Raw genomic sequence first — 26,980 nt, 5'->3', positions numbered from 1 at the left:
GTGTGAAATTTTATTCTTTTTTGTTAAGAATTTTGAATTCTTTTTTGTTTTTTGTAGATTTAGATAGAATAAAAGAGAAAATTTAACAGTTGGAATACGTTTGCGAATGTCAAGCGGTGGTAATATATAGATACACTAAACAATAATGGTCGTTTAATAGATGCAATGCATTTTCAATTTACTGAAAGAGGAGGTAAAGGCATGAAGTACAAAGTAAAAGATTGGCTCAGACTGACTCCCCGTGAGAGATACTTGCTTTTGTACGCTGTTGCCCTGCTTCAAAAAGAACAGAGAGCGAGTTAAAAAAAGCTGCCTTGTATGCAGCTTTTTCATTGATATTGTTCTAACTTTGAAAAGAAATGAATGACAAAATCGTAAAACACGTTTTCTGCAGGTGCCAGCTCCCGCTTCTTAGGGGTAATCAGACCTACTGTGCGCTGGACGATCGGTAAGTCTATCGGTTTTCTTACGGTATACCGGGGAGTGGTTTCATAGAATGAGCTATCGGGTAATAAAGTTACACCCATCCCTGCCGAAACCAATCCTTTGATGGCATCTAAATCTTCTCCTTCCGAGGAGACTAGCGGCGAAAAGCCAGCTTCTTTACAGGCATTGATCACTACTTCCTGCAGTACATAACCTTCAGGGAACAGGACAAATCGATCATTTCTTAAATCGCTTAACACCAAACTCCCTTTCTCTGCCTGTGGATGATTGGCGGGTAACAGCGCCGATATTCTTTCCGTGAAGAGGATATGGCCTTCTACTTCTGATTGATTGACTGGAACAGGCCCTAAAAATGCGAGATCGATATCGCCGGTCTTCACAGCTTCGATTAAAAAATGATAAGATCCTTGCCTGAGGTGAAAGGCGATGTTAGGATGTTCTTCTTTAAACGCTGACACGATGGTCGGAAGAAGATGGCTGGCGAGGCTCGTCGGAAAACCGATTTTGATGGTACCGCGTTCCGGGTCCAAATATTCATCTATTTGTTTTTTGGCAAAATCTATTGCTTTTAATGCGGATGATGCATGGGTCAAAAATAGTTTTCCGACAGGAGTCAGCTTTACGTTTCTTCCTTCTCTTTCAAACAATTCCACATTTAGCTCTGCCTCCAGGTTGGCGATCTGCCTGCTGACTGCAGATTGTGCGACATGCAGATGCTGCGCCGCCTCGGACACGTGTTCCCGCTCTGCAACCTCGATAAAATATTGCAATTGACGTATCTCCACGGTGAATCCCTCCAATAATTATCTCAAAAATAGATTAATCTTATCTAAATTATATATTGTTTGGATGAATTATAAAACCTACACTATAAAAAAGACATTTGAAACGGGGGAGCGAACAATGACATTCAATCAATTACCAAAACCACAGGGCCTCTACCGTCCCGAATTTGAACATGATGCATGCGGTATTGGCTTATACGCCCATATAAAAGGATTAGCTACCCATGATATTGTAAAAAAAGGTCTACGCATGCTTTGCCAATTGGATCACCGGGGAGGACAGGGAAGCGACCCGCTTACCGGGGATGGTGCTGGACTAATGGTGCAGCTTCCTCACGAGTTCTTTAAAAAAGCATGCCCTCAATTCGATCTGCCTGCCAAAGGAAGATACGGGGTCGGCATGATGTTTCTTCCTAAAGACGAAAACGAACAGCAATCCGTGAAAAATAAACTAAAGCATTTCATTGAACAGGAAGGCCAAGGCCTCATAGGATGGAGAAGTGTACCTGTAATTGACGGAAAAATCGGAACACTCGCGCAAGAAAGCTGCCCTTCCATCCATCAAGTATTCATTAAAGCTTCTGATTCTATTGAGAATGAACCGGCGTTTGAGCGCAAATTGTATATCATCCGGAAACTAGCGGAGAAGTGGGGAAAAGAAAATCAGATCGACTTTTATTTCTCCAGTCTTTCTTCATCTACCATCGTTTATAAAGGGCTATTGACGCCTGAGCAAGTCGATGCTTTTTACGTTGACCTGAATGATGTTTCTTTTGTTTCGGCATTTGCTTTAGTGCATTCCCGTTTTAGCACAAATACATTTCCGAGCTGGGAAAGGGCTCATCCAAACCGATACCTCATCCATAATGGCGAGATTAATACGCTGAGAGGAAATATTAATTGGATGAAAGCGCGTGAACAGCAATTTGCTTCAGAGGCATTCGGAGACGACTTGGATAAACTTCTTCCTATTCTGGATACTGAGGGCAGTGATTCGGCTGTTCTCGATAACGCACTTGAATTTTTTGTACTGGCAGGAAGGGAGCTGGCACATGCAGCGATGATGCTGATTCCGGAACCCTGGTCAGAGAATCCCCATATGACAGAAGAGAAAAGAGCATTTTATGAATATCATAGCTGTCTCATGGAGCCGTGGGATGGCCCAACAGCCATTTCCTTCACCAACGGCCGTCAAATCGGCGCCATCCTTGACCGAAATGGCTTGCGGCCCGCACGGTATTATGTAACGAAGGATGACTATATTATTTTCTCATCAGAGGTTGGGGTCATTGATGTGGAGCCTGAGAACATTCTTTACAAGGATCGTTTAAGCCCCGGGAAAATGCTCCTGATCGATTTAGAAAAGGGGAGAATCATTTCCGATAAAGAAATTAAAACTGAGCTTTCACATGCCAAGCCATATCGCTCATGGCTTGATGAAAACCTGATCCATCTGGACAACGGGTCTTATCATGAGAGTGCTGAAAAAGTCGATCAGCTGGTACTGCGGCAAAAGGCGTACGGCTATACGCATGAGGATATTCATAAATATTTGCTTCCTATGATCACCGAAGGAAAAGATCCGGTGGGGTCGATGGGAAATGATACACCTTTAGCTGTGCTGTCAGACCGTCCTCAATCACTGTTTAACTATTTTAAGCAGCTTTTCGCGCAGGTAACGAATCCTCCGATCGATTCGATCCGCGAGCAGGTCGTCACCTCAACGATCAGTTATTTAGGCGCAGAAGGGAATCTGCTTGAAGCAAATGCTGAAAGCTGCCGGCGCATTCAGCTGGATACACCAATTTTATCAACCGGGAGATTCAACCAATTACAGCAAAATGTCTGGCCTGAGTTTTCCAGCAAGACCTTGCAAACTCTTTTTTCTGAAGATTTGGAACGCAGTTTAAATGAACTGTTTAGCGAAGCAGAAAGAGCGATTGAAGAAGGGCACACGCTGCTAATCCTTTCAGACCGTGAAATGAATGGTAAAAACATTCCGATGCCAGTTCTTTTATCAACGAGTGCACTCCATCATCACCTTGTTCGCAAAGGTCTTCGGACGAAAGTAAGCCTAATCGCCGATTCAGGGGAAACAAGAGAAGTCCATCATTTTGCAGCGCTCATCAGTTATGGAGCAGACGCGGTTCATCCGTACCTTGCATTTGCCACATACCAGCAGGCAATACTGGATGGTCATCTGTCTGTCTCTTATGATCAAGCGGTTAAAGGCTATATTAAAGGAGTAACAGACGGTGTTGTTAAGGTCATGTCTAAGATGGGTATCTCGACGATCCAGAGCTATCGTGGAGCTCAAATCTTTGAAGCCGTCGGAATTGGCCAAGGTGTCATTGACCGTTACTTTACAGGAACGGCATCACAGCTTGATGGCATCGATCTTCAAACCATTGCACTTGAAGCTCGGCAGCGGCATTCGGACGCGTTTAAGGAGGCGCTTGATGAAACACTTGAATCCGGCAGTGATTTTCAATGGCGCAAGACGGGGGAACATCATGCGTTCAACCCAAAAACGATTCATACTTTGCAATGGGCATGCCGAAAAAATGATTACAGCCTTTTCAAACAGTATTCACAAGCTGCAAATGAAGAACGACTTAACTTTTTAAGAAATTTATTCTCTTTCCCATCTGGGGAGCAAGCAGTGCCAATTGAAGAAGTCGAGTCTGTTGAAAACATTGTCCGCCGGTTTAAAACGGGCGCGATGTCGTTCGGCTCACTTAGCCAAGAAGCACACGAGGCATTGGCTATCGCTATGAACCGTCTAGGAGGCAAAAGCAACAGCGGGGAAGGCGGAGAGGATCCAAAACGCTACAAACTGGATAAGAACGGTGATTCACGGCGAAGTGCGATCAAACAGATCGCCTCAGGAAGATTTGGTGTGAAAAGCCATTACCTTGTGAACGCCGATGAACTGCAGATCAAAATGGCTCAGGGAGCGAAACCGGGTGAAGGCGGACAGCTGCCCGGGAACAAAGTATACCCATGGGTCGCAGATGTTCGAGGATCAACGCCAGGGGTTGGTTTGATTTCGCCGCCTCCGCATCATGATATCTATTCGATTGAAGACTTGGCACAGCTGATTCACGATCTGAAGAACGCCAACCATCATGCGCGAATTTCAGTTAAGCTCGTTGCGAAAGCAGGGGTAGGAACGATTGCAGCCGGTGTGGCTAAAGGAGCTGCCGATGTCATAGTGATCAGCGGCTATGATGGAGGAACTGGAGCTTCACCAAAAACAAGCATCAAGCATACTGGGCTTCCCTGGGAGCTTGGTTTGGCGGAAGCCCATCAGACGTTAATGCTGAATGGTTTGCGTGACCGGGTGGTACTTGAAACTGACGGCAAACTGATGACAGGGAAGGATGTGGTTCTGGCTGCTTTATTGGGAGCGGAAGAATACGGTTTTGCCACAGCTCCTCTTGTCGTTCTCGGTTGTGTTATGATGCGTGCCTGCCACCTGGATACATGTCCTGTCGGTGTAGCGACTCAAAATCCGGAGCTTCGAAAAAAATTCATGGGTGATCCTGATCATGTTGTCAATTACATGCGCTTTGTAGCTCAGGAAGTTCGTGAGATCATGGCTGAACTTGGTTTCAGGACGATGGATGAAATGATTGGACACAGTGAAATCCTTAAAGTTTCAGAACGGACGAAGAACCATTGGAAAGCGAAACAATTGAACTTAGCCAATCTGACCCATACAGTCGAGGGTTCTGTCAGAACGTTCCAGACCCCGCAAAATCATAAGATCGGTGAATCCTTGGATATGAGAGAAATAGTTCCGGCCATTTCTCAGGCATTGGAGCATCAGGAGCAAGTAAATCTCTCCTTTACTTTAAATAATACAAACCGTGTAGCAGGTACCATTTCAGGAAGCGAAATCTCCAAGATATATGGAGAGGAGGGGCTTCCTGAAGATACCATTAATCTGCAGTTTACCGGTTCAGCGGGCCAATCCTTCGGTGCCTTTATTCCAAGAGGAATGTCTCTCTACCTAACAGGAGATGCAAATGATTATGTAGGAAAAGGACTTTCAGGAGGTAAAATTACAGTTTCGGCGCCAAAGGAATCTGATTTTCTATCGGACACGAATGTCATCGCCGGTAATGTTGCCTTTTATGGCGCAACTAGCGGTGAAGCCTATATTAACGGAGCAGCCGGAGAGCGGTTTGCTGTCCGAAACAGCGGGGCAGATATTGTTGTTGAGGGCATCGGTGATCATGGGTGCGAATATATGACAGGAGGCCGAGTCGTAATTCTGGGGGAAACCGGAAAGAACTTCGCTGCTGGCATGTCGGGAGGAACTGCCTACGTTCTAGCCGGTGAGAGAGAACACTTCCTTTCCCTTTGCAACAAGGACAGTGTTGAACTTGAAAGTTTGCAGGATGATCATGAGGAAAAAGAACTCCAAAAGATGATTTTGAATCATTATCATTATACACTCAGCTCAAAAGCGGCTTTAATCCTTAGCAACTGGTCGGAATACAGGCTTCAATTTGTAAAAGTAATCCCTAAAGATTATAAAGAGATGATCGATCGGATCGACGAGCAAAAAGAGGCAGGTTTAAAGCATGATGAGGCCGTCATGACTGCGTTTTTAGAAAAAACATCTGTAAAAAAAAGTACCCCGCGCAAAAAGAAGACTCAGTTAATTCATAATTAGGAAGGGGAGAGGACCAATGGGAAAAACAACAGGATTTATGGAATACTCGAGAGAAGAAGCTAAAGAACGGAATCCTCTCACACGCTTAAAAGATTGGAAAGAACACACGGAACCCATGAGTGAGGAGACTCTTCACCGCCAAAGTGCAAGGTGCATGGATTGCGCAACACCGTTTTGCCATATTGGGATGGAGATCGGAGGGATGACCTCCGGTTGTCCCATCCATAACCTTATTCCTGAATGGAACGACCTGGTTTTCCGGGGCAGATGGAGAGAAGCTCTTGACCGGCTACTAAAAACAAATAATTTCCCCGAATTTACCGGAAGAGTCTGTCCTGCTCCTTGCGAGGGATCATGTACAGTGGAGATTTCGTCACCTGCCGTTACCATTAAGAACATCGAGCAGGCCATCATAGATAAAGGATTTGAGAACGGCTGGATCACACCACGGATCCCCGGCAAACGAACCGGCAAAAAGATTGCTGTTGTCGGCTCTGGCCCAGCAGGCTTGGCAGCCGCAGATCAGCTGAACCAAGCCGGGCATTCTGTCACAATTTATGAAAGAGCAGAACGCGCTGGAGGATTGCTGACGTATGGCATTCCAAATATGAAGCTTGAAAAAGAGATCGTAGAACGCCGAATTCAATTACTCTCTCAAGAAGGAATTGACTTTGTGCTGAATACGGAGATTGGAAAAGACATCACTTCCGAAGAACTTAAAGATCAGTATGATGCTGTTATCCTTTGTGTCGGTGCTCAAAAACAACGGGATCTGGATCTCGAAGGCCGCGAAGCGAATGGTGTCCACTTCGCTATGGACTATCTTACAAAATCAACACAGCGTCTCCTGAATCAGCATCCGTCCGATGAAGAATTTATTGATGCAAGAGACAAGGATGTAATCGTAATTGGAGGAGGCGACACAGGTGCAGACTGTGTTGCAACAGCTCTCCGGCAAGAATGCAGAAGCATCGTACAGTTCGGAAAGTATCCTAAACTACCCGAAGCCAGAACACCTGATAACATGTGGCCGGAACTCCCTAACGTTTTTACAATGGATTATGCATATGAAGAAGCACAGGCAAAATTCGGTGAAGATCCACGGCAATATACGGTTCAAACGAAAAAAATCGTGGCTGATGAGGAAGGGAATTTAAAAGAGCTTCATACGGTTCAAATGCAATATTCAGTGAATGCACAAGGAAAACCCGAACTGAAAGAAATTCCCGGCACTGAAAAAGTATGGCCAGCTCAGCTCGTGTTTATCGCGATTGGTTTCGAAGGACCTGAACAGCCGCTGCTTCAGCAATTCGGCGTCAACACCGAAAACCAAAAAATTGCAGCCAAACATGGAGATTATAGAACCAATATTGATGGCGTGTTTGCCGCTGGCGATGCCAGAAGAGGGCAGAGCTTAATTGTTTGGGCGATCCAGGAAGGCAGAGAGGCCGCCCGTGAAGTCGATAAATATTTAATGGGAAGCACAGTGTTGGTATAATTCATCCAGGTTAAGAGGCCGTCTCCTCATAAGGGAGACGGTTTTTCTCTAACAAATTTGTTGTCAAGAAACTGTTTTATAACAGATAATACCCTGTTCACCTAATCACGGCAAACAGGGTATTAGTTGTTGCTTAAATTATTCATTGACGATCACCTATGCTTCATGTTTTCCCATACATCTTTCACATTCATAAACATATGATTCATGCTGTTCCTCAATCGTTTTTCCGCATTCCCGGCATTGCTTCTTTGGTAAATTACGATAAAATTCCAACGTCAACATTCAGCATTACCTCCTGTTTTTGAATTGAATTTATTGTATTATAACAGATAAAAATAGTCAACAACTGTTATAGAATTATTTTGAAACACTACTAAACTCCTATACAAGTTCTGTTTTACCCAAACGCGAGTAAATGCTAAAATAAAAAGCGAAAAAGGAAAGACTTATTTTGTTGATAAAGGAGAAGGATTATGGAAAAAGTTTTGATTTTTGGACACAAAAACCCGGATACCGATACCATTTGCTCAGCAATCGTCTATGCTGATCTCAAAACGAAGCTGGGATTGAATGCAGAACCTGTGCGTTTAGGAGAAATAAACGGTGAAACACAGTATGCGCTTGAGCATTTTAAAGCGGACAAGCCTCGGCTGGTAGAAACCGTAGCAAATGAAACAAGCCAAGTTATTCTTGTCGACCACAATGAGCGTCAGCAAAGTGCATCTGATATCGATAAAGTCCGCGTGCTTGAAGTCATTGACCATCACCGGATCGCAAACTTTGAAACTAGTGATCCATTGTACTACCGCGCTGAACCTGTAGGCTGTACAGCGACCATCTTAAATAAAATGTACAAAGAGCATGGAATCCCTGTGGAAAAAGACATCGCCGGGCTTATGCTGTCGGCCATTATTTCTGATTCCCTTCTATTTAAATCTCCAACCTGTACAGAGCAAGATATTGCTGCAGCAAAGGAGCTTGCGGAGATCGCTGGCGTAGATGCTGAAAGCTATGGTTTGGAAATGCTAAAGGCTGGTGCAGATTTAAGCGACAAATCAGTAAGCCAGCTTATCACCCTGGATGCCAAGGAATTTCAGATGGGTGACAGCAAAGTCGAAATCGCACAAGTAAATACGGTTGATACAGCCGAAGTATTCGAACGCAAAGCAGAAATTGAAGATGAGATCAGCCAAGTTGTCCGAGAAAAAGGATTGGATCTGTTCTTATTTGTTGTAACTGACATTTTAACGAACGACTCAACTGGACTTGCTATCGGAAGCAAAGCTGGAGCTGTCGAAGAAGCTTATAATGTTAACCTGCAAGATAATACTGCGGTACTTAAAGGTGTAGTATCCAGAAAGAAACAGATCGTTCCCGTTTTAACGGATGCATTCAGCCGTATCCAATAAAAAGGAAAGAGCCAGCCGTACACATACGTGTAAGGCTGGCATTTGTTTCATCAATAAAGGGATTGCACGGAGATTGGCGAAGGATTAAAAGATCTAAATTTACAGCCCAAGAGGCGGGAGGTTTCTCAATGGCAGTTAAAAATTACGGCTTGCTGAAGGGAAAGGTCATAGAGTCCCGAATGGAGAGGGATTTGGATACTCCTCATTATCAGATTCATGTGGTGGACGAAAACAGCGTGCATTATCGGATTGCAGTTAACGTCATGTCCAGCTCAGAAGACTCCGAAGTTTTATACCTGGTTAATGAAAACTTTGCTTCATCCCTTACCGAAAAATTAGCCCAGCTTCCTGAAAGCTATTTGGCTTTGGGGGATGAAAACAGGGAACTAGCTATCGATTACATCAGGGACGGACTCTTTGAACCCTCTTTAATGACACCGCTGCCAAGCGACGCAACAGGACCAGACAACGATTTAAATGATATGCTTGATAAATACGTTCAGAGAGCGATTTCTGAAAAAGCATTAATCTATGTTTATGGATCCAAATTTGGCCCGGAATCACAGCCTGATAAAGTGTTTGGTTTTCAGCCGACCAATGGGATGCACAATATCCACATGAACCAGGGCAATGAAGACAAGCCAAATGAGAGAGATTGGGCAGATGATAATGGAACATGGCACGACGGTTCATTGTTCCTGCAATTCGAGGATCAGTGGACGGCGATCTTTCTTGCCTTCTTATCCCAGTCCTGGTGCACAGATGAACGAGGCTATCCCACCAGAATGTGCAGGCATGATGATAAAATCCAAACGTCTTCGTAATAAAAGAACAGCCGATGGGCTGTTCTTTTATTTATTTTTTTATAAACTCCTGTGTCCAAAAATCCTCATTATCCGTGTAACCGATACCTATATGTGTATAATCTGGATTCAGGATGTTCTTCCGGTGTCCTTCGCTGTTCATCCAGTCATTGACCACTTGTTCAGGGGACTGCTGGCCGACAGCAATATTCTCTCCGGCAGAACTGTACGAAATATCCATTTTCTCCATTTGGTCGAATGGGGACCCATGTGTGGGACTGTTATGGGAGAAGTAATCATTTTTCTCCATATCGTTCGCTTTGACTTGCGCCATGTTGGTTAATGAAGGGTCCCACTCTAAATCGGAAAGCCCATGTTTTCTTCGTTCCTGATTCGTCAGATCTACAACTTTCTGGATCATCTCCTGGCTGTATCCCTGATTTCCAGAAGGAGGGGCCGCCGGAGGCACCGTTCCATTAAGGTTCGGGTTGTTGTCCATGGTCATATCCGGATTGTTGTAGGAAATGTTTTGTCTTTGGGCTTTTTCGTTCTTGTGCCCCGCTTTCGATTGGTAGGGTATGTTTTCTTTTGTCAGGTATCCATTTCCTGTCTTCATTAAATTTTTATTTGCCATTCTTTTATGCGGTTGATCTTGGCCAAGCTCATTCTTCTTCATATTATTGCATCCGCTGCTGAAAACAAGAATAAATAAGAAGGCCATCATTATTGGAAATACTTTTCTCACTGAGACTTCTCCTTTTCATCTTTAGTTGATTTTCTTAAAACGTTTTTAGTATTTCACGAAATAGGAAAGGCATACAAAGTCATGTAATTCTAGCTGCGAAAAGGAAGCAAAAAAGAGCAGGAAAATGAACGACAAATACAAAAATTATTAGAGGCTTAGTAGTGAGTGCCAGTGCTGTCCCTCCGGAACAAAAGACACCCACTGGTGAACAGCCTGTGCCTCGTAAAGTATGTTCAGCCCGGATCAAAGACATCATCCCGGACTTTGAAGAATCCGCAAGAAGAGCGATTGAAGCAGGGTTCGTTGGAATTTAAATCCATGGAGCAAACGGATATTTAATTCAGTTCTTTTCACCGCATTCTAACCAAAGGGAGGACCAATGGCGGGAAGTGTGGAAAAAGGCTGGCTTTCCCGATGGCAGTCATCGATGAAGTGAAACAGGCTGTCCAGATGTATGCCAAGGAGCCGTTCCTTGTGGGCTACAGATTTTCACCTGATGAGCCTGAAACACCTGGGATTACGATGGACGAAACTTTAGTTTTAGTGGATGAACTCGTTAAAAGGAAGCTCGATTCATGGATTTCTGGTCTGTGCCACGAAGGGGAGTAGACGATATTCGGCCGCGTATCGAGATCATCCAGGAACGAGCCGGTAAACAGGTTCTGTGATTGGAGTCGGATCCATTTATACAGCAGAGGAAGCGTTAAAAGCGATAAAATCGGTTTGCCTTTTTATCGCGTTGGGAAGAGAATTGATCATTGATCCTGATTGGGTTCAAAAGATCGAAGAAGGAAGGGCCTCTGAATCATACCTGACCCTCTCTGGCAGGCCACCATCAATACACCAGGTAGGTTTCCAATAGAAGACGGTTAACAAAAAGAAGCCCCGGAAAAATCCGGAGCTTCTTTTTTAATGTGATTCGCTGCTGATTCTAAATCCTATCTTTCCGAATTGTTCCGCATTATTCAACCGTTCAAATGCGCCTTTAAATTGATGCAACTCGAACATTTTATCAACGATCGGCCTGATTTGATGTTTTTCAGTAAACTGGATCATTTCTGTAAATTCTTCGCTGCTCCCCATGGTACTGCCGAAAAAGCTGTACTGTCCGTAGAAAAACTTCCTTAAATCAAACTCTATCCGGTCACCGGCCGATGCACCGAATGTGACGATAGTGCCTCCTGTACGCAGCTGATCCAATGACTTATTAAAAGTTGCCGCACCTACACTTTCGATGACAAGATCCATCTTTTGGTTGTTTAGCTGAGCGCTCCAGTCGTCATTGCTGTTAATTGCCTGTACCGCCCCTAGCTCTTTTGCTCTTTGTCCTTTTTCTGCCGACCGGGAAGTCACATATACTTCCGCGTTAACTGCTTTTGCAAATTGGAGAAGGAAGGTAGCCACACCGCTGCCTATCCCAGGGATAAGCACCTTTTGATGTTCTTTCAGTCTGCCCCGGGTAAAAAGGGCCCTGTATGCCGTTAAGGCTGCTAAAGACATTACCCCTGCTTCTTCCCAGGATAAATAGGCCGGCTTTGGCACGGCGTTTTCAGCGGGAACGGTAACTTTTTCAGCAAACGTTCCGTGAAAGGGAAGACCGAGTATTTCAAAACCTTCCGGTGGTCCGTCGCTTTTTTCTTTCCAGCCAAGGCCCGGGTTTATGATAACCTCATCACCCACGTTCACATTGTCTACCCCTTCTCCAAGAGCTTCGACAATTCCAGCTCCGTCTGATCCGATGATTAAAGGAGGATCGGTTGGCTGGTGTCTTTCCATCACAAACAGATCGCGGTGATTCAATCCTGAAGTTACTAATTTAATTCTAACTTCTCCAGGTTTTGGTGCGACTTCATCGAATTGAGTATAAACAAGTCCAGTAAGTCCTTTTTGCTCTTTATGTACAAGTGCGTTCATGACAGCCTCCCATTTTGCTTAATGTAGTTCAAGTGTACCAGAGCGATTCTTCATTGTCTTATATGACGTTTTTACATCTAAAAAGGGAGTTGAGGATTTCCATCTATCACCAAAAATTAGCGTGATTTTCATTTAAGCTTTCCATTTCCTGAAGAGCTCTGGTGGAACAGGGAGAAGTTATTAGGGGATTTTTGAGAAGGTGCGCTATGGATTGAACTGGATGGTGATATTGTAGGTGGAACAAGTAACAGGTCATGGATATATTCGGAATCATGATCCGATCGGCACAACATTATATGTTATTGATATTTGTATCCTGCCTTCCTATCGTAAACTTGGATTGGGAAAATTCCTGATGCTGGTGTACCCCGTGAAAGTAGTGATTAATAATCCGGAGGATGAAGAATCTCTTAATAATGCATATTAATGGTGGAAAAATCCATTTATCACTTGATATTTCCTTTTAATTATATAATAATAGTTACTTACAAAACATAAAGGAGCATATAGAATGAACTTTCATACACGTCCCCATACATTTGTAACTCACGTTCAATTGATCGTCGAGGATCTGGATCGATCACTGTCTTTTTACAAAGGCATATTAGGATTTTCAGTACTTAAGGAAGAAGAAGGAGCCGTCTTCTTAACATTGGATGGCCTAAAGTCAATATTGTCGGTGGTACAGCCGGAGAATGCAAAACCGAAACAGCCGCGGACGTCAGGATTGTATCACTTTGCACTGCTCGTCCCAAACCGAAAAGAGCTGGCCAAAGTCCTGCGGCATTTCATTAGTATTGGCTATCCGCTTCAGGGGGCATCAGACCATCTTGTTAGTGAAGCATTATATTTGGCGGATCCCGATGGGAACGGAATTGAAATATATGCCGACCGTGATGCAGAAGAATGGAAATGGGAGAATGGACAAGTGGTGATGACCACAGAGCCGCTTGATTCTAAAGGGTTGCTGGTTGAGAGCGCAGGATCATCATTTGACGGGCTCCCAAAAGAGACCATCATGGGCCACCTGCATTTGCACGTTTCTAATTTACAGGAAGCGGAAATGTTTTATTGTGAAGGTTTAGGTTTCGAAGTTGTTCTCCGCTACAGCAACCATGCATTATTTATCTCAACCGGCGGGTATCACCACCATCTCGGATTAAACATCTGGAACGGCCAGGGGGCTCCTGCTCCTGATGAACATCATGCCGGACTGAAACAGTTTACAGTGGTATATCCCTCATCAGAAGCAAGAGATGAAGCTGGCGCCCGGCTGAGAAATTTAGGATACGGTGTACAGCAGCTTGATGAATCTCTGTTTGTAAAAGATCCTTCTGGTACGTTAATGGAATTAGCAAGAGGTTAATCAAACACGATAAATTCTTTTGAAGAACTATGATCAGTATGATTCGGCATTGGATTGCTCAAACTATCCATATGTTGAACAACCGGAGAACTGCCATGACTTGTCGTTCGAGTGAAGAGCTTAATCAATTAGTATTAGAAGCCAAGGGCTATACGAAGTTCGGAAAAGTAGCTGATTACATCCCCGCATTAAAAAAAGCTGATCCTGATGACTTATCTGTCGCTATCTATCATCCGGATGGCACTTGTTTATCCGCGGGAGATGTAAAATTGAAGATAACGCTTCAAAGCATTTCAAAAGTGCTGGCTCTCGCCCTTGCATTATTGGACTGCGGCGAAGAAGAAGTATTCTGCAAAATCGGGTATGAGCCTACTGGAGATCCCTTCAATTCCATTGTAAAGCTGGAGATCAGCAAACCTGCCAAACCGCTTAATCCCATGATCAATGCAGGAGCACTCGTTGTTACTCACATGATCAAAGGCGTTTCTGCAGATGACCGGTTTAATCGTCTTCTTCAATTTGTCAGGAAGCTGGCCGGGAATCCTTTGATCACTTTTTGTGAAGAAGTTGCTGTATCAGAGTTTGAAACTGCTCATTTAAACCGGTCTCTTTGTTATTTTATGAAACAGCATGGCATCATCAATGAAGACGTAGAAGAGCTTATCGATCTCTATACGAAGCAATGCGCCATCGAAATGAATTGCCTCGATTTAGCCAGAATAGGCCTTGTCCTGGCTCTGGACGGCGTTGAACCTTTAACGAATAAACGGTTGATCCCCACACAGATCGCCAGGATCTGCAAGACGTTGATGGTGACTTGCGGCATGTACAATGCTTCGGGTGAATTTGCCGTAAGAGTTGGAATACCTGCAAAAAGCGGTGTTTCAGGTGGGATAATGGGTGCTGTTCCCAACCGTTTCGGCATCGGGATCTTTGGTGCAGCCCTGGATGAGAAAGGAAACAGCATTGCCGGCCTTAAAATTCTGGAAATGCTGTCTAAACGATACGATCTAAGTATGTTTTAAAATCATCTATTTACAGTCTTATTTACAATAGGACTGTTTTTTTATGCCGAATGGAGGGTATCTTAACAATATTTGATGGAGTAAAATTTTCATGACCATACTTTGCTAATAAGGGGAAATCATTCATGAGCGGTACACAAAAGCAGCGTATTCAATTGCACGGTTTTAATAATCTGACCAAGTCATTAAGCTTTAATATGTACGATATCTGTTATACGAAAACAAGGAAAGAGCGGGAAGCCTATATCGCGTATATTGATGAAGAGTACAGCGCGGAGCGATTAACCGGGATTCTTCAGAAAGTGTCGGATACGATTGGCGCGCATGTGCTCAATATCGCCAAACAGGATTATGTTCCCCAAGGTGCCAGTGTTACATTATTAGTTTCTGAAGGCCCTGTTGTGGAAGTGCCGACAGAAAACATAGAAGAGACGCCGGCCGCCATGCCGGAATCTGTGGTTATGCAGCTCGATAAAAGCCATTTGACCGTCCATACGTATCCCGAGTATCATCCGGACGAAGGAATCAGCACCTTCAGAGCGGATATTGATGTTTCAACTTGTGGGGAAATTTCTCCGTTAAAAGCATTAAACCACCTCATTGAGTCATTTGATACAGACATAATGACGGTGGACTATCGGGTGAGAGGGTTCACGAGAGATATAAATGGACAAAAGCTTTTTATTGATCATGATATTTCTTCCATACAAAATTTTATCCGTGAAGATTTTAAAAATGAATTTGATATGATTGACACCAACATCTATCAGGAAAATATTTTTCATACAAAATGCAAGCTGAAAAAATTTGACCTTAATAACTACTTATTCGGTTATACAAGGGATACTTTGACCGAACAGGAGCAAGCGGACATAACGAAAAGAATTACAGAGGAGATGGAAGAAATATATTTTGGACGAAACATGAATCGATTTCTTAGGTAGCTCGGTTCAAGCAGGATGTGAATGAACCGCCAACAGAAAAAGAGACCCGATAAAGGGTCTCTTTTGTTGAAATCAACACTAACGGGGTTGATTTCCAAGCTGCTGTTCTGCATACGCAACGAGACGTTTAGTCATCTCTCCGCCTACAGATCCGTTAGCCCGTGCGGTCGTATCTGCACCAAGCTTCACTCCAAACTCATTGGCGATTTCCTCTTTCATTTGATTTAACGCATTCTCAGAACCAGGTACCAATAGTTTGTTTCTTGCCATGGTACAACACCCCCGCATGGAATTGAGCAGACCTGCTGCTCGTCTATTAAGGTTTCCGAAAATAAAAAAAGGCATTCGTTTTTTGGATGTATGACGGTGTATACTTAATGATAAAAGAGGTACAAGATGGGAAAAGTGGAAGTCGTTCCTTATCAGTAACGTTTGCAGAAAGATGTTTAAATCAAGAAAGTGTTGTCCTAACAAATATTTGGATCATTGCTGCTTGAAGATCCATCAAGCTGGGAGCACTGAGAAACAATCAATGGCTCCTGGAAAAGAGCGGCGTTATAATGGAGCTATAGCTAAGCATAAGGTAGTTAAAAAGGATGATGCAGGTTGGATATTTTTGAAGCGATTAATACAAGAAGAAGCATAGGTTTGGTAAAGGATGATCCTGTTCCCGAACATCTGGTGGAAAAAATTTTAGAAGCGGGAACATTTGCTCCAAACCATTACCGTACGAATCCTTGGAGATTTTTCGTGATCAGTGAATCAGGGAGAAACAAGCTTGGAGAGCTGCTGGCAGCGATCACGAAATCCGGAATGAATGAACCATTGTCCGAAGAGGATCAGCAAAAATTGGAGAATGTAAAGAAAAAACCCCTTCGTGCACCCGTCATTATTGCGGTAGGTGTAGAGCCTGGAGTTCTTCAAAAAGTGATTCATAAAGAGGAAACAGCAGCTGTCAGTGCTTCTATCCAAAATATGCTGCTCGCTGCCCATGCACTAGGTCTTGGGGCGGTTTGGCGCACAGGCGCCATTTGTTATGACGACAGAGTAAGGTCTTATTTTCAGCTCTCAGACAAAGGTGAAATGGCTGGTTTCATCTATCTTGGCTATCCAATCAAAGCTCCTGCAGCCATCAAAAGAAAATCCTTTCATGAATTCACCAAGTGGTTAAAATAGCCGATTACAGCACGAAGAGAATCTTACACTTTCTCTTCGTTTTTTTATAGTGGAAAACAGGGTAAAGGTACATTGCAGGAATGGGTTTAACTAATTTGGAGAGGATGAACAATATGCAAAAAAGAAAGCTTGGAAACGAGGGGTTGGAAGTGTCTTCCCTTGGATTGGGCTGCATGGGCATGTCAGACTTTTATAGCGGACAAGATGATCATGAGTCACTTAAAACCATTCACCATGCCCTTGAATTAGGAGTAAACTTTCTGGATACGGCTGACATGTATGGCGTTGGCAGGAATGAAGAACTGGTAGGAACAGCTATAAGAGACCGGAGGGAAGAAGTCATTCTTGCTACAAAATTTGGTAATATCAGAGGGGAAGACGGTTCATTTTTAGGTGTAAACGGTCATCCGAAATATGTGAAGGAAGCATGTGAAAACAGTTTGAGACGGCTTGGCACCGAATATATTGATCTTTACTATCAGCACAGAGTGGACCCGGGCATTCCGATAGAAGAAACGGTGGGGGCAATGTCCATACTTGTTCAAGAAGGAAAAATACGCTATTTGGGCTTATCAGAAGCTTCTCCTGAAACCATCCGGCGAGCACATGAGGTACACCCCATATCAGCCGTTCAAACAGAATATTCCTTATGGAGCCGGGATGTGGAAGAGCAAATTTTACCTGCGATCCGGGAGCTGGGCATCGGCTTTGTTCCATACAGCCCTCTTGGGAGAGGCTTCTTAACAGGTAAGATCAAAAGATTTGAAGACTTGGCCGAGGATGACTACCGCCGGTTTTCTCCAAGGTTTCAAGGAGAAAACTTTCAAAAGAATTTAGATCTTGTCGAAAAAATAAAAGAGATCGCCCTGGAAAAGAACTGCAGTACTTCACAGCTCGCAATCGCTTGGCTGCTTGCCCAGGGCAATGATATTGTTCCGATTCCCGGGACAAAGAAAACCGGTTACTTAGAAGAAAATTTAGACGCCATAAAGGTTGAACTGAAACAAGAAGACCTCGACCGGATCAATGATGCTGCACCACTGGGAGCTGCATTCGGAGAACGGTATCCTGAAGCCGGAATGAAGGGGGTAAACCTATGATCCGTTGGTGCAATGATACGTACATCATGCAATAAGCAGGTGTTTTCATTAAAAACAGATTCTCTATTGGCCAGATGGCACAGCTTCTTAACATACCCGTTAAAACGCTCCGCTATTATGACGAAATTGGTTTGAGTAATCCTGCCGGTTCAATGGCCTTCATCATTGCGCTCTGTGAGGCATCAAAAAATGAAAGAGCATGTATAAAAGCCGATCCTTTATGATCGGCTTTCTCTTTTATAGAGACTTATGCTTCCATTTTGTTTAATAAACAGGACATGGTCTCCCTGTTTGATCGAGTGAAAATCCGGTGATGAAACAGTAACAGCCTGGCCGGATGAAAGGCGGATGGTATATCGGGGCACGCTTACAAAATTTGTCCCCCTGTCAACTGCCAATTCTGAATAAGATTTTTCCAGCACACGTCCTTCGAGCCTTGAAAGCGTTAGTTGTCCTTTTACATAATCCGACCAGGCAAAAAAAAGAAAGAAGATCGCTGCGGTCCATAGAACGACATTTTTTATTTTGCTCAAAGCTGTCACCTCCGGCATTAGTATTTCCCATACCCACATGAATTTATATAGAGGACTATTTTATTAATTTTTTGAATAATAAGTATATTTCTTGATTATTTGAGTGGATGGAGTATACTTTTAATTAATCTAACATACCGACCGGTTAGTAAGTTGAGAGGAGATGAAGGTCATGAATTTTTCATATTCAGAAAAAGTGAAAGATTTGCAGAAACGGATCACCCGCTTTATGGAACAGTATGTCTATCCAAATGAGGCGCTTTACGAAAAGCAGCTTAATGAACAAAAGAACAGATGGAGTGCGGTTCCGCCGATCATGGAAGAATTAAAGGAAAAAGCGAGAAAAGAAGGTCTATGGAACCTGTTCCTGCCTGAAAGCGAATATGGTGCCGGCCTAACCAATCAGGAATATGCCCCGCTTTGTGAAATCATGGGACGTTCCCTTATCGGGCCGGAAATCTTTAACTGCAGTGCGCCGGATACCGGAAATATGGAGGTTCTTGTCCGTTACGGAACAGAACAACAAAAAGAAAAGTGGCTTACACCCCTTTTAGAAGGCTCGATCAGATCCTGTTTTTCTATGACAGAGCCCGAAATCGCTTCCTCAGATGCAACAAATATCCAAGCACGCATCGAGAGGGATGGAGATGATTATGTCGTCAATGGACGTAAATGGTGGTCGTCGGGAGCTGGAGACCCGCGTTGCAAAATTGCGATTGTGATGGGAAAGACCAACCCTGGCGCTAACCGGCATGAGCAGCAATCCATGATCCTGGTTCCTTTGGATACTCCTGGCGTGAAGGTCGAAAGGATGCTTTCGGTATTCGGTTATGATCATGCCCCGCATGGACATGGAGAGATTACTTATGAAAATGTCAGAGTACCCGCTGAAAATATGATTTGGGATGAAGGAAAAGGCTTTGCCATCGCTCAAGGAAGACTCGGCCCAGGCAGAATCCATCATTGTATGCGGCTGATCGGAGCAGCGGAGAGAGCGCTTGAAGAATTATGTAAGCGTGTTCAAAAACGTACAGCCTTCGGAAAACCAATTGCCGATCAAGGCGTCATCCGCGAATGGATTGCAGACTCGAGGATCGAGATCGAGCAGGCACGGCTTTTGACATTAAAAGCGGCTTATATGATGGACACCGTCGGCAATAAAGAAGCGAAACAAGAGATTGCAATGATTAAGGTCGTTGCTCCGTCCATGGCGCTCCGTGTTTTGGACCGTGCCATACAAGCATTTGGAGGGGCAGGGGTGTCGGACGACTCTACGCTTGCAGCCCAGTGGGCGAATGCAAGAACATTAAGACTGGCTGATGGACCTGATGAAGTCCACCGTGCTCAGCTCGCAAGACTTGAACTGAAAAAATATCCTCAAGAATTACTCGTCCATTAAATTTCTGCAACAAAGGAGAGTCGAACCATGAATGTACTCAAGCTGTTTGAGTTAACAGGCAAAACAGCGATTGTAACTGGCGGAGGCAGGGGATTAGGACGGCAGATCGCCGAAGCGTTCGCTGAAGCTGGCGCCAACATCGTGCTCTGCTCCAGGAAAGTGGAGGCATGTGAGGAAACAGCAGAGGGATTAAAAAATCTTGGAGCGAAGACACTTGCTTTAAAGTGCGATATTACAAATCCGCAAGATGTTCATGCTGTGGTCGATCAAACACTGAAGGAATTTGGTGCGATTGATATTCTCGTGAACAACAGTGGAGCGACATGGGGAGCACCCGCTGCTGAAATGCCTTATGAAGCGTGGAAAAAGGTCATCGACGTTAACGTGACGGGCACATTCTTAATGAGCCAGGCTGCTGGAAAAGTGATGATTGAACAAAAATCCGGCAAAATCATCAATATTGCATCTGTTGCCGGACTGGGAGGCACGGATCCTCGCTTTATGGATACGATCGGCTACAACACAAGCAAAGGTGCGGTCATTACGTTCACCAAGGATCTCGCCGTGAAATGGGGACAGCACAATATCAATGTTAACGCGATTGCGCCAGGGTTTTTCCCGACCAAAATGTCCAAGGTGCTGATTGAGCACGGTAAGGATGCCATTCTTGGTGGAACACCGCTTAACCGTTTTGGAAGTGAAGATGATCTTAAAGGTGCGGCATTGTTTCTTGCTTCCAACGCTTCAAATTATGTAACCGGCGACGTCCTGATCGTGGACGGCGGGGCACACGCCATGTAAAGAATCCAATAAGGGGGCACGTATGAGACTGCAAGGGAAAACAGCTATCATAACCGGTGGAGGAGGGGGCATTGGAAGAGCGACAGCCCTTCTTTTTGCCAAAGAAGGAGCCAATATTGTTGTCGCTGATGTCAACGAAGAGCTTGGGGAAGAGACGGTCCATCTCATAAGAGAGCAAAATGGATCAGCGTTCTTTGTTAAAACAGATGTTACAGACTCCATCCAGGTAAAAAAGATGATCGACGCGGCGATTAGCGAATTTAGCGCTCTGGATATTTTGTTCAATAATGCCGGCATCGGTAACCCTGAAGTGAAGAGCACAGATCTCGCCGAAAGCGAATGGGACCGCATTGTTGACATTAATTTAAAAGGAGTCTTCCTCGGCATCAAACATGGCGTTCCCGAACTGATCAAAGCTGGTGGGGGGGTGATCATCAATACTTCAAGTCTGCTTGGGTTAAAAGGGCAAAAATACGTATCCGCGTATAATGCATCAAAGGGCGGTGTAGTCCTTCTCACTCAGAACGCTGCGCTTGAGTATGGCAGACATAATATCCGTGTCAATGCTGTTGCTCCAGGAGTGATCGATACGAGCATCATCGATGACTGGAAGAACAATGAAAGAAAGTGGCCGATCATCTCTTCCGCAAATGCTCTCGGGAGAATCGGATCACCGGAGGAAGTAGCAACAGCCGTGCTGTTTCTCGCCTCCGAAGAAGCATCTTTTATCACAGGTACCACTTTATCGGTGGATGGAGGCGGATTGATCTTTTGAATGCTAATTCTGCCGAAAAGCCAACTCATCAATTTTATTAATCTGGAGGGTGAATGATGAGCGAAAACAAAGTTTGGAAAAGCCATTATCCTGAAACCATTCAGCCAGATTTACAGATTCCTGATATGTCCATCCCGCAGCTGCTTCAACAGACAGCAGATCGGTATCCAGATTTAAATGCCCTTTCATTTTACGGCCAGAAGACTACATACCAGGAACTGCAACATCTCGTAAACCGCTTTGCATCCGCTTTGCAGCAGACGGGTGTGGAAGCTGGAGATCGTGTAGCCATCATGCTGCCGAACTGCCCTCAATATGTAATTGCTTATTATGGGGTGCTGTCGGCAGGGGCTGTTGTTACCCAAGTTAATCCGTTGCTCGTTGAGCGGGAGCTGCAGCATATCCTTGAAGACAGCGGGGCGGATACCATTGTTGTGTATGAACCCCTTTATGGACAAATAAAAAAATTGCAGCCGGCTTCTGCTTTGAAACGCATCATCACTGTTAGTCTTGAGCCAAACGGACAACAAAAGGATCTTTCACAAGATTTTTCTTTTTCTCAATTTTTACAGTTGGGCAGCGGACGGATTGATCCTGCAGGGATCGTCTCGGAACGGGATGTCGCGGTCCTTCAATATACCGGAGGTACAACCGGACGTTCCAAAGGCGCCATGCTTACACATAAAAATATCATCGCTAATGTATTGCAGTCGTATGAATTTTTTAAGTTCAACATTGAGATTGGCAAGGAGAAGTATTTAACCGTCATCCCCCTTTTTCATGTGTTTGGCATGACGTCCTGCATGAACCTCGCCATCTATACCGCATCGGAATCGATCATGCTGCCGAGGTTTGATATCGATGAGGTTCTTCAAACCATAAAAAAAGAACAGCCTACCGTTTTCCCAGGAGTCCCAACCATGTATGTGGCGATCACCAACCATCCGAAAGCGGAAAAATACGGAATTGGCAGCATAAAAGTGTGCAACAGCGGAAGTGCTCCGATGCCTGTGGAACTGATTCAAGAGTTTGAAAGAAAGACAGGTTCAAAGATTTTAGAAGGCTATGGTTTATCTGAAGCATCACCGACCACACATTGCAATCCGATGTTCTCGGAACGAAAAGAAGGAAGCGTCGGCATAGGGCTCCCATCCACTGATTACCGCATAGTGGACTTGGCAGCCGGAACAGAAGATGTGAAGACCGGTGAGCTGGGAGAGTTGATCATCAAGGGTCCCCAAGTCATGAAAGGATACTGGAACATGCCGGAGGAGACCGAACATACGCTTCGGGACGGGTGGCTGTATACCGGGGACATCGCCCGAATGGATGAGGAAGGGTATGTCTATATTATGGACCGCAAGAAAGATCTTATTATCGCAAGCGGCTACAATATCTATCCCCGGGAGGTCGAAGAAGTCCTTTATGAATTCCCCGCCGTTCAGGAAGCTGTCGTCATTGGGGTTCCGGATCCCTACAGAGGAGAGGATGTAAAAGCTATCCTCGTACTAAAAGAAGGAAAAACAGCGACGGTAGATGAGATCATCCATTACTGCAAGCAAAACCTTTCGGCATATAAGATTCCGCACGTCATCGAGTTCCGCGGCCATCTGCCCAAAACGAATGTCGGCAAGATTCTAAGAAGGGCTTTGCGCGATGAAGCAAGAGTAAAGACAACATAGCAGCATTTTTTATAGATTTATAGATCGGAAATTAAAAGGAGAGGAATGGAATGATATAATTTTTCCTGAGATTGATAAAAGAATGCGAGGACACTGACATGAAGGAAAAAATTACGGAATGCAGCATCCGTCTGTTTGAGAAGAAAGGATTCAGTGAAACATCCATCCAGGATATCGTAGATGCGCTCGGGGTGACAAAGGGGACATTCTATTATTATTTTTCAAGCAAAGAAGAGCTGTTGATGAACATCCACAACGGATATATTGATGAGCTGTTGAACCAGCAGGAACGTATCATTGCTGACGAGATGAAATCCAGCAAAGAGAAGCTGTTTGAGATCGTTTATGCGCTGATCGGCAACATCAGACAGGCCGGGGCAAGCGCCAAAGTGTTTTTCAGAGAAATCAAGAACCTGAACGAAGAGCGCCTCTCACAGATCATCCCTAAAAGAGACCGCTTCCGCATCAACCTGGAGAACCTGATCCGTGACGGTATGGAAAACGGTGAACTCCGTTCAGATCTGGACGCGTCCATTGTAACATTTGGGATCCTTGGTGCAGCGAACTGGAGCTATCAGTGGTTCAATCCTGAAGGACGTATGTCTGAACGTGAAGTTGCTGAATCTTTTGTAGAGATGATCCTCAATGGCCTTGGACAGAAAGATTCAAACGAAAAAAGGAGGCAATAAGATGAAAGCAGAAGAGGTACGGCAGATTACAGTACTAGGTGCAGGGCAGATGGGACACCAGATCGCCATGCTTTGTGCGCTTGGCGGATTTGGAACCATCATACAGGACGTCCAGGAACAGGCCCTTGCTGCTGCGCAGGACAAACTCCATGCAATTATGGACAAATGGGTGTCTAAAGGAAGGCTTTCTGCCGATGAGAAAGAAGCAGCATTTCAAAAGCTGCGTTTTACGACCAGCTTTGAGGATGCGGTCAGAAATACTGATTTTGTCATTGAGGCTGTTGTAGAAAAATTGGATGTAAAGCGGGAAGTATTTTCGAAGCTTGATCAGCTAGCGCCAGAGCACACCATTTTTGCGACAAACAGCTCCACCATCGTCAATAGTTTAGTTGCTTCAGAGACAAGCCGTGCGGATAAGGTAGTCAACATGCATTTCTTCTTCCCCCCGCTCGTGATGGATTGTGTGGAAGTAGTGATGAGCGACAAGACCTCTGAAGAAACGGCGCGTCTGACCATGGAGATCTCCAAACGGATCAATCGTACTGCCGTTCTGCTCAAAAAAGAGATATCCGGGTTCATTGCCAACCGCATATTAGGCGCACTTCAAAAAGAAGCTGTTTACCTGTATGAACAGGGCATCGCTGACTTTAGAGATATTGATATCATCTGCCGAAAAGCATTGAACCACCCGATCGGCCCGTTTGAACTGATGGATTTATCCGGTATTGATGTCGGCTACTTTGTTATGGAACAGCGCTATAAAGAGACCGGTGATCCAGAAGACAAACCGTTTGCTTGTATTGAAGAGAAGGTAAAGCAAGGGCATCTAGGGAGAAAGACGGGCAAAGGCTGGTACAACTATGAAACTGAAGGAGTGAAACAATAAATGGGAAAATATCTTGAAGTGGTCAAACAAAATCAGCTCGCTGTTATTACGATTAACAATCCGCCGCTGAACGTATTGAGCAGGTCTGTATTCCAGGAGCTGGATGATACGTTCATGGAGCTCGAGAATGACCGAGATACCGTAGCCGTCGTCCTAACAGGAGCGGGAAAAAAAGCATTCGTCGCCGGGGCTGACATTAAGGAGTTTCCGGAGATGATGGGAAACCCTGACATGAAAGCGCAAGTGATGGAGGTTCACTATATCCTGAACCGCATTGATTCCTTTCCAAAACCGACCATCGCTGTATTGAACGGTTTGACTCTTGGAGGCGGCTGTGAGCTTGCCCTTTCATGCGATTTGAGGATAGCAGAGGAACAGAGCCGGATCGGACTGCCTGAAGTCACTCTCGGATTGTTTCCTGGAGGGGGCGGGACACAGCGTCTTCCTCGCTTAATAGGGGAAGCGAAAGCAAAAGAAATGATGTTTACCGGTGAGCCGATTACAGCCGCTGCCGCCGAACGAATCGGACTGGTCAACCAAGTGGTCCCAACCGGAGAAGGACTGGCAAGCGCCAAACTGCTGGCCAGTAAGATCACCCGCCATTCGCTTCAGGCGCTTTCCAGAATCAAACAATCTGTGGATGAAGGCCTGAACAAATCATTAAACGAAGGCATTGAAGTAGAAGCGTCCCTGTTTCAGGAAGTGTTCCAAACGGAAGATATCAAAGAAGGCGTTCAGGCATTTTTCGAAAAAAGAAAACCGGCCTTTCAGCACCGTTGATCGGTAAGAGGCAGAAAGGGAGAGTAAATATGCATGAAATTGAACTGACCGTCCGCTTCTGTGAAACGGATGCCCTGGGCCACATCAACAACACGAGTTATTTTATTTATCTTGAGGAAGCGAGGATCCGGTGCTTTGAATCGCTTGGACTGGATATGAACACGAACGAATGGAGCTTTATTCTAGCTTCCACAAAATGTGACTTTATGGCACAAGGATATTTTAACGATAGACTGCTGGTGCGTACCGGTGTATGTAAAATAGGCACCAAAAGCTTTACGTTAGTGCATGAAATCTATAAAGAAGAAACAGAAGAATTAGTTGCGAGAGGAAATGCTGTTATTGTATATTTTGATTTTAAAAAACAGCAAACCGCGAATATTCCAGACTTTCTGCGGGACGCTTTGGAAAGAAATCAAATATTGCAGCCTCAAGAGTCAGAAACTTGAGATTAATTGAGTGGGGAGGAGGAAGATATGAGTAAGGATACGATAGCCGTTCGCCAGGGAGAAGAACTTGACCTTGATGCGCTGGAGCGTTTCCTCAGGCATTCCATTCATGAATTGCCGGAAGAGCCGCTTGAAGTCCTGCAGTTTTCAGGCGGACATTCCAATTTGACGTATCAAGTCAAAATAGGGGAATGGGAAGCTGTTCTGCGAAAGCCTCCGCTTGGACCCGTAGCGCCTAAAGCCCACGATATGGAGCGGGAATTCCGTATTCTGTCTGAGATTCATGAAATGTTCCCGCCGGCTCCAAAGCCTCTCCTTTTTTCTAAAGGGGAAGAAGTGGTTGGAAGTCCGTTCTTTTTAATGGAGAGGAAACATGGAATCGTTGTTGATACCTCTTTTCCAGAAGGAACCGAGGTTACTCAGGATTTATGCCGCCAGATTTCCAGCGAGATGGTGAATCAGCTCGTCAGGCTGCATGCAATTGACTACAAAAAAACGGGATTATCCGAAATCAGCAGGCCTGATGGGTTCATGGAACGGCAAGTTCAGGGATGGATTTCGAGATATGATCGTTCGAAAACCGACGATATTGCGGAAGTAAAGCATTTGACCACATGGCTTTCCGTCCATATCCCTAAAAATGAAACCGCCTCCATGATTCATTACGATTACAAGCTGAATAACAGCATGTTTGACCACCGCTTAAACACCATGACCGGTCTGTTTGACTGGGAGATGAGTACGGTCGGGGACCCGCTGGCCGATCTCGGGGTTGCGATGGGGTACTGGATTGAAGCCGATGACCCCGATCTTTTGAAAACGGGATTGGGAAAACCGCCAGTTACCACGATGGAAGGCTTTTATACAAGAAACCAATTTATAGAGGAATACGCCAAAAAAAGCGGAAGAGACGTCAGCTTGATCAACTTTTATTTAACATTTGCCTATTTCAAACTGGCGGTGATCTGCCAACAGATCTATTACCGGTATAAAAAAGGACAAACTCAGGATCCTCGTTTTTCTCAGTTCAACAGCTTTGTCAAAAGCTTAATTGTGCACGCCTCGCATACCGCTTTCGGACGATGAG

The 26,980-nt window shown here is 44.7% G+C and carries 24 protein-coding genes and 3 pseudogenes; 21 read left to right on the top strand and 6 right to left on the bottom strand.

Annotation, left to right across the window (positions count from 1 at the left end):
* Window positions 1-329 precede the first annotated feature (329 nt).
* A complete protein-coding gene (gene gltC, locus QYF49_RS09070) occupies window positions 330-1,232 on the bottom strand; it encodes a glutamate biosynthesis transcriptional regulator GltC (protein ID WP_290399298.1) in 903 nt (300 codons plus the stop codon).
* A 118-nt stretch (window positions 1,233-1,350) separates the two neighbouring features.
* Between gltC and gltB the strand changes: the two genes are divergently transcribed.
* Window positions 1,351-5,916 (top strand): glutamate synthase large subunit, encoded by a 4,566-nt coding sequence (gltB, locus tag QYF49_RS09065; protein ID WP_290399297.1) that lies wholly within the window; start codon window positions 1,351-1,353, stop codon window positions 5,914-5,916.
* Between the two features lie 16 nt (window positions 5,917-5,932).
* The gene (gene gltD / locus QYF49_RS09060; RefSeq protein WP_290399296.1) at window positions 5,933-7,414 is read left to right on the top strand and encodes a glutamate synthase small subunit; all 1,482 of its coding nucleotides are present in this window, start codon (window positions 5,933-5,935) and stop codon (window positions 7,412-7,414) included.
* Between the two features lie 156 nt (window positions 7,415-7,570).
* On the opposite strand, the gene yhfH is transcribed toward gltD, so the two are convergent.
* Complete coding sequence (gene yhfH / locus QYF49_RS09055; protein ID WP_290399295.1) at window positions 7,571-7,699, bottom strand: protein YhfH; 129 nt, start codon at window positions 7,697-7,699, stop codon at window positions 7,571-7,573.
* Between the two features lie 191 nt (window positions 7,700-7,890).
* Between yhfH and QYF49_RS09050 the strand changes: the two genes are divergently transcribed.
* Complete coding sequence (locus QYF49_RS09050; protein WP_290399294.1) at window positions 7,891-8,826, top strand: manganese-dependent inorganic pyrophosphatase; 936 nt, start codon at window positions 7,891-7,893, stop codon at window positions 8,824-8,826.
* A gap of 128 nt (window positions 8,827-8,954) precedes the next feature.
* Window positions 8,955-9,650, top strand: a complete 696-nt coding sequence (locus tag QYF49_RS09045) for a YukJ family protein (RefSeq protein ID WP_290399293.1) — start codon at window positions 8,955-8,957, stop codon at window positions 9,648-9,650.
* Window positions 9,651-9,681: 31 nt separating this feature from the next.
* On the opposite strand, the gene QYF49_RS09040 is transcribed toward QYF49_RS09045, so the two are convergent.
* Window positions 9,682-10,374, bottom strand: a complete 693-nt coding sequence (locus QYF49_RS09040; protein WP_290399292.1) for a CAP domain-containing protein — start codon at window positions 10,372-10,374, stop codon at window positions 9,682-9,684.
* Between the two features lie 152 nt (window positions 10,375-10,526).
* On the opposite strand from QYF49_RS09040, the pseudogene QYF49_RS09035 reads away from it, so the two are divergent.
* Window positions 10,527-11,247 (top strand): annotated as a pseudogene (locus tag QYF49_RS09035) (oxidoreductase); the annotation flags it as partial.
* Window positions 11,248-11,283: 36 nt separating this feature from the next.
* On the opposite strand, the gene QYF49_RS09030 reads toward QYF49_RS09035, so the two are convergent.
* Complete coding sequence (locus QYF49_RS09030; protein WP_290399291.1) at window positions 11,284-12,288, bottom strand: zinc-binding dehydrogenase; 1,005 nt, start codon at window positions 12,286-12,288, stop codon at window positions 11,284-11,286.
* Window positions 12,289-12,429: 141 nt separating this feature from the next.
* Here QYF49_RS09030 and QYF49_RS25995 point away from each other — a divergent pair.
* The 4 genes and pseudogenes from QYF49_RS25995 to speD all read left to right on the top strand — a co-directional run.
* Window positions 12,430-12,646: pseudogene (locus tag QYF49_RS25995) on the top strand (GNAT family N-acetyltransferase); the annotation flags it as partial.
* Window positions 12,647-12,799: 153 nt separating this feature from the next.
* Window positions 12,800-13,654, top strand: a complete 855-nt coding sequence (locus tag QYF49_RS09020) for a VOC family protein (protein ID WP_290399290.1) — start codon at window positions 12,800-12,802, stop codon at window positions 13,652-13,654.
* A gap of 95 nt (window positions 13,655-13,749) precedes the next feature.
* Window positions 13,750-14,679: a glutaminase A gene (glsA, locus tag QYF49_RS09015; protein ID WP_290399289.1), complete on the top strand. Its 930-nt coding sequence runs from the start codon at window positions 13,750-13,752 to the stop codon at window positions 14,677-14,679.
* A 125-nt stretch (window positions 14,680-14,804) separates the two neighbouring features.
* Window positions 14,805-15,623, top strand: a complete 819-nt coding sequence (gene speD / locus QYF49_RS09010) for an adenosylmethionine decarboxylase (RefSeq protein ID WP_290399288.1) — start codon at window positions 14,805-14,807, stop codon at window positions 15,621-15,623.
* 78 nt (window positions 15,624-15,701) lie between these two features.
* On the opposite strand, the gene QYF49_RS09005 is transcribed toward speD, so the two are convergent.
* Window positions 15,702-15,893, bottom strand: a complete 192-nt coding sequence (locus QYF49_RS09005) for an alpha/beta-type small acid-soluble spore protein (RefSeq protein WP_290399287.1) — start codon at window positions 15,891-15,893, stop codon at window positions 15,702-15,704.
* Between the two features lie 336 nt (window positions 15,894-16,229).
* Between QYF49_RS09005 and QYF49_RS09000 the strand changes: the two genes are divergently transcribed.
* The 3 genes and pseudogenes from QYF49_RS09000 to QYF49_RS08990 all read left to right on the top strand — a co-directional run.
* On the top strand, window positions 16,230-16,799 hold the full coding sequence (locus tag QYF49_RS09000; RefSeq protein WP_290399286.1) for a nitroreductase family protein: 570 nt from the start codon (window positions 16,230-16,232) through the stop codon (window positions 16,797-16,799).
* Between the two features lie 113 nt (window positions 16,800-16,912).
* A complete protein-coding gene (locus tag QYF49_RS08995; protein ID WP_290399285.1) occupies window positions 16,913-17,899 on the top strand; it encodes an aldo/keto reductase in 987 nt (328 codons plus the stop codon).
* A 47-nt stretch (window positions 17,900-17,946) separates the two neighbouring features.
* Window positions 17,947-18,042: pseudogene (locus QYF49_RS08990) on the top strand (MerR family DNA-binding transcriptional regulator); the annotation flags it as partial.
* A 75-nt stretch (window positions 18,043-18,117) separates the two neighbouring features.
* On the opposite strand, the gene QYF49_RS08985 reads toward QYF49_RS08990, so the two are convergent.
* Complete coding sequence (locus QYF49_RS08985; protein WP_290399284.1) at window positions 18,118-18,432, bottom strand: hypothetical protein; 315 nt, start codon at window positions 18,430-18,432, stop codon at window positions 18,118-18,120.
* Window positions 18,433-18,604: 172 nt separating this feature from the next.
* On the opposite strand from QYF49_RS08985, the gene QYF49_RS08980 reads away from it, so the two are divergent.
* The 9 genes from QYF49_RS08980 to QYF49_RS08940 all read left to right on the top strand — a co-directional run bounded on the left by QYF49_RS08980 (window position 18,605) and on the right by QYF49_RS08940 (window position 26,979).
* Window positions 18,605-19,831, top strand: coding sequence for an acyl-CoA dehydrogenase (locus QYF49_RS08980; RefSeq protein ID WP_290399283.1), 1,227 nt, complete (start codon window positions 18,605-18,607; stop codon window positions 19,829-19,831).
* A gap of 27 nt (window positions 19,832-19,858) precedes the next feature.
* On the top strand, window positions 19,859-20,632 hold the full coding sequence (locus QYF49_RS08975; protein WP_290399282.1) for an SDR family oxidoreductase: 774 nt from the start codon (window positions 19,859-19,861) through the stop codon (window positions 20,630-20,632).
* 22 nt (window positions 20,633-20,654) lie between these two features.
* Entirely contained in the window at window positions 20,655-21,407 is a 753-nt protein-coding gene (locus QYF49_RS08970; RefSeq protein WP_290399281.1) for an SDR family NAD(P)-dependent oxidoreductase, read from the top strand.
* A 56-nt stretch (window positions 21,408-21,463) separates the two neighbouring features.
* Window positions 21,464-23,089 (top strand): long-chain-fatty-acid--CoA ligase, encoded by a 1,626-nt coding sequence (locus QYF49_RS08965; protein WP_290399280.1) that lies wholly within the window; start codon window positions 21,464-21,466, stop codon window positions 23,087-23,089.
* A 98-nt stretch (window positions 23,090-23,187) separates the two neighbouring features.
* A complete protein-coding gene (locus tag QYF49_RS08960) occupies window positions 23,188-23,778 on the top strand; it encodes a TetR/AcrR family transcriptional regulator (protein ID WP_290399279.1) in 591 nt (196 codons plus the stop codon).
* A 1-nt stretch (window position 23,779) separates the two neighbouring features.
* Window positions 23,780-24,664, top strand: a complete 885-nt coding sequence (locus QYF49_RS08955) for a 3-hydroxyacyl-CoA dehydrogenase family protein (RefSeq protein WP_290399278.1) — start codon at window positions 23,780-23,782, stop codon at window positions 24,662-24,664.
* Window positions 24,665-25,444, top strand: a complete 780-nt coding sequence (locus QYF49_RS08950; RefSeq protein ID WP_290399277.1) for an enoyl-CoA hydratase — start codon at window positions 24,665-24,667, stop codon at window positions 25,442-25,444.
* Window positions 25,445-25,473: 29 nt separating this feature from the next.
* On the top strand, window positions 25,474-25,893 hold the full coding sequence (locus QYF49_RS08945; protein ID WP_290399276.1) for an acyl-CoA thioesterase: 420 nt from the start codon (window positions 25,474-25,476) through the stop codon (window positions 25,891-25,893).
* Window positions 25,894-25,920: 27 nt separating this feature from the next.
* Window positions 25,921-26,979 carry a phosphotransferase family protein gene (locus QYF49_RS08940; protein WP_290399275.1) on the top strand — a complete coding sequence of 353 codons (1,059 nt, stop codon included), beginning with the start codon at window positions 25,921-25,923 and terminating at the stop codon, window positions 26,977-26,979.
* The last annotated feature ends 1 nt before the right edge of the window (window position 26,980 follow it).

The organism is Fictibacillus terranigra, from assembly GCF_030412265.1.
GTDB lineage: Bacteria > Bacillota > Bacilli > Bacillales > Fictibacillaceae > Fictibacillus_C > Fictibacillus_C terrinigri.
The sequence above is the reverse complement of the archived record's forward strand: the minus strand, read 5'-3'. Positions and strand labels throughout refer to the sequence as shown.

Coding starts and splice junctions, on each gene's coding strand:
- QYF49_RS08980 (WP_290399283.1), top strand. CDS start 18,605: ATGAATTTTTCATATTCAGAAAAAGTGAAAGATTTGCAGAAACGGATC.
- QYF49_RS08975 (WP_290399282.1), top strand. CDS start 19,859: ATGAATGTACTCAAGCTGTTTGAGTTAACAGGCAAAACAGCGATTGTA.
- QYF49_RS08940 (WP_290399275.1), top strand. CDS start 25,921: ATGAGTAAGGATACGATAGCCGTTCGCCAGGGAGAAGAACTTGACCTT.
- QYF49_RS08960 (WP_290399279.1), top strand. CDS start 23,188: ATGAAGGAAAAAATTACGGAATGCAGCATCCGTCTGTTTGAGAAGAAA.
- yhfH (WP_290399295.1), bottom strand. CDS start 7,699: ATGTTGACGTTGGAATTTTATCGTAATTTACCAAAGAAGCAATGCCGG.
- QYF49_RS09005 (WP_290399287.1), bottom strand. CDS start 15,893: ATGGCAAGAAACAAACTATTGGTACCTGGTTCTGAGAATGCGTTAAAT.
- QYF49_RS08965 (WP_290399280.1), top strand. CDS start 21,464: ATGAGCGAAAACAAAGTTTGGAAAAGCCATTATCCTGAAACCATTCAG.
- QYF49_RS08945 (WP_290399276.1), top strand. CDS start 25,474: ATGCATGAAATTGAACTGACCGTCCGCTTCTGTGAAACGGATGCCCTG.
- glsA (WP_290399289.1), top strand. CDS start 13,750: ATGACTTGTCGTTCGAGTGAAGAGCTTAATCAATTAGTATTAGAAGCC.
- QYF49_RS09045 (WP_290399293.1), top strand. CDS start 8,955: ATGGCAGTTAAAAATTACGGCTTGCTGAAGGGAAAGGTCATAGAGTCC.
- QYF49_RS08955 (WP_290399278.1), top strand. CDS start 23,780: ATGAAAGCAGAAGAGGTACGGCAGATTACAGTACTAGGTGCAGGGCAG.
- QYF49_RS08970 (WP_290399281.1), top strand. CDS start 20,655: ATGAGACTGCAAGGGAAAACAGCTATCATAACCGGTGGAGGAGGGGGC.
- QYF49_RS09020 (WP_290399290.1), top strand. CDS start 12,800: ATGAACTTTCATACACGTCCCCATACATTTGTAACTCACGTTCAATTG.
- gltB (WP_290399297.1), top strand. CDS start 1,351: ATGACATTCAATCAATTACCAAAACCACAGGGCCTCTACCGTCCCGAA.
- QYF49_RS08995 (WP_290399285.1), top strand. CDS start 16,913: ATGCAAAAAAGAAAGCTTGGAAACGAGGGGTTGGAAGTGTCTTCCCTT.
- QYF49_RS09030 (WP_290399291.1), bottom strand. CDS start 12,288: ATGAACGCACTTGTACATAAAGAGCAAAAAGGACTTACTGGACTTGTT.
- QYF49_RS08950 (WP_290399277.1), top strand. CDS start 24,665: ATGGGAAAATATCTTGAAGTGGTCAAACAAAATCAGCTCGCTGTTATT.
- gltD (WP_290399296.1), top strand. CDS start 5,933: ATGGGAAAAACAACAGGATTTATGGAATACTCGAGAGAAGAAGCTAAA.
- speD (WP_290399288.1), top strand. CDS start 14,805: ATGAGCGGTACACAAAAGCAGCGTATTCAATTGCACGGTTTTAATAAT.
- QYF49_RS09050 (WP_290399294.1), top strand. CDS start 7,891: ATGGAAAAAGTTTTGATTTTTGGACACAAAAACCCGGATACCGATACC.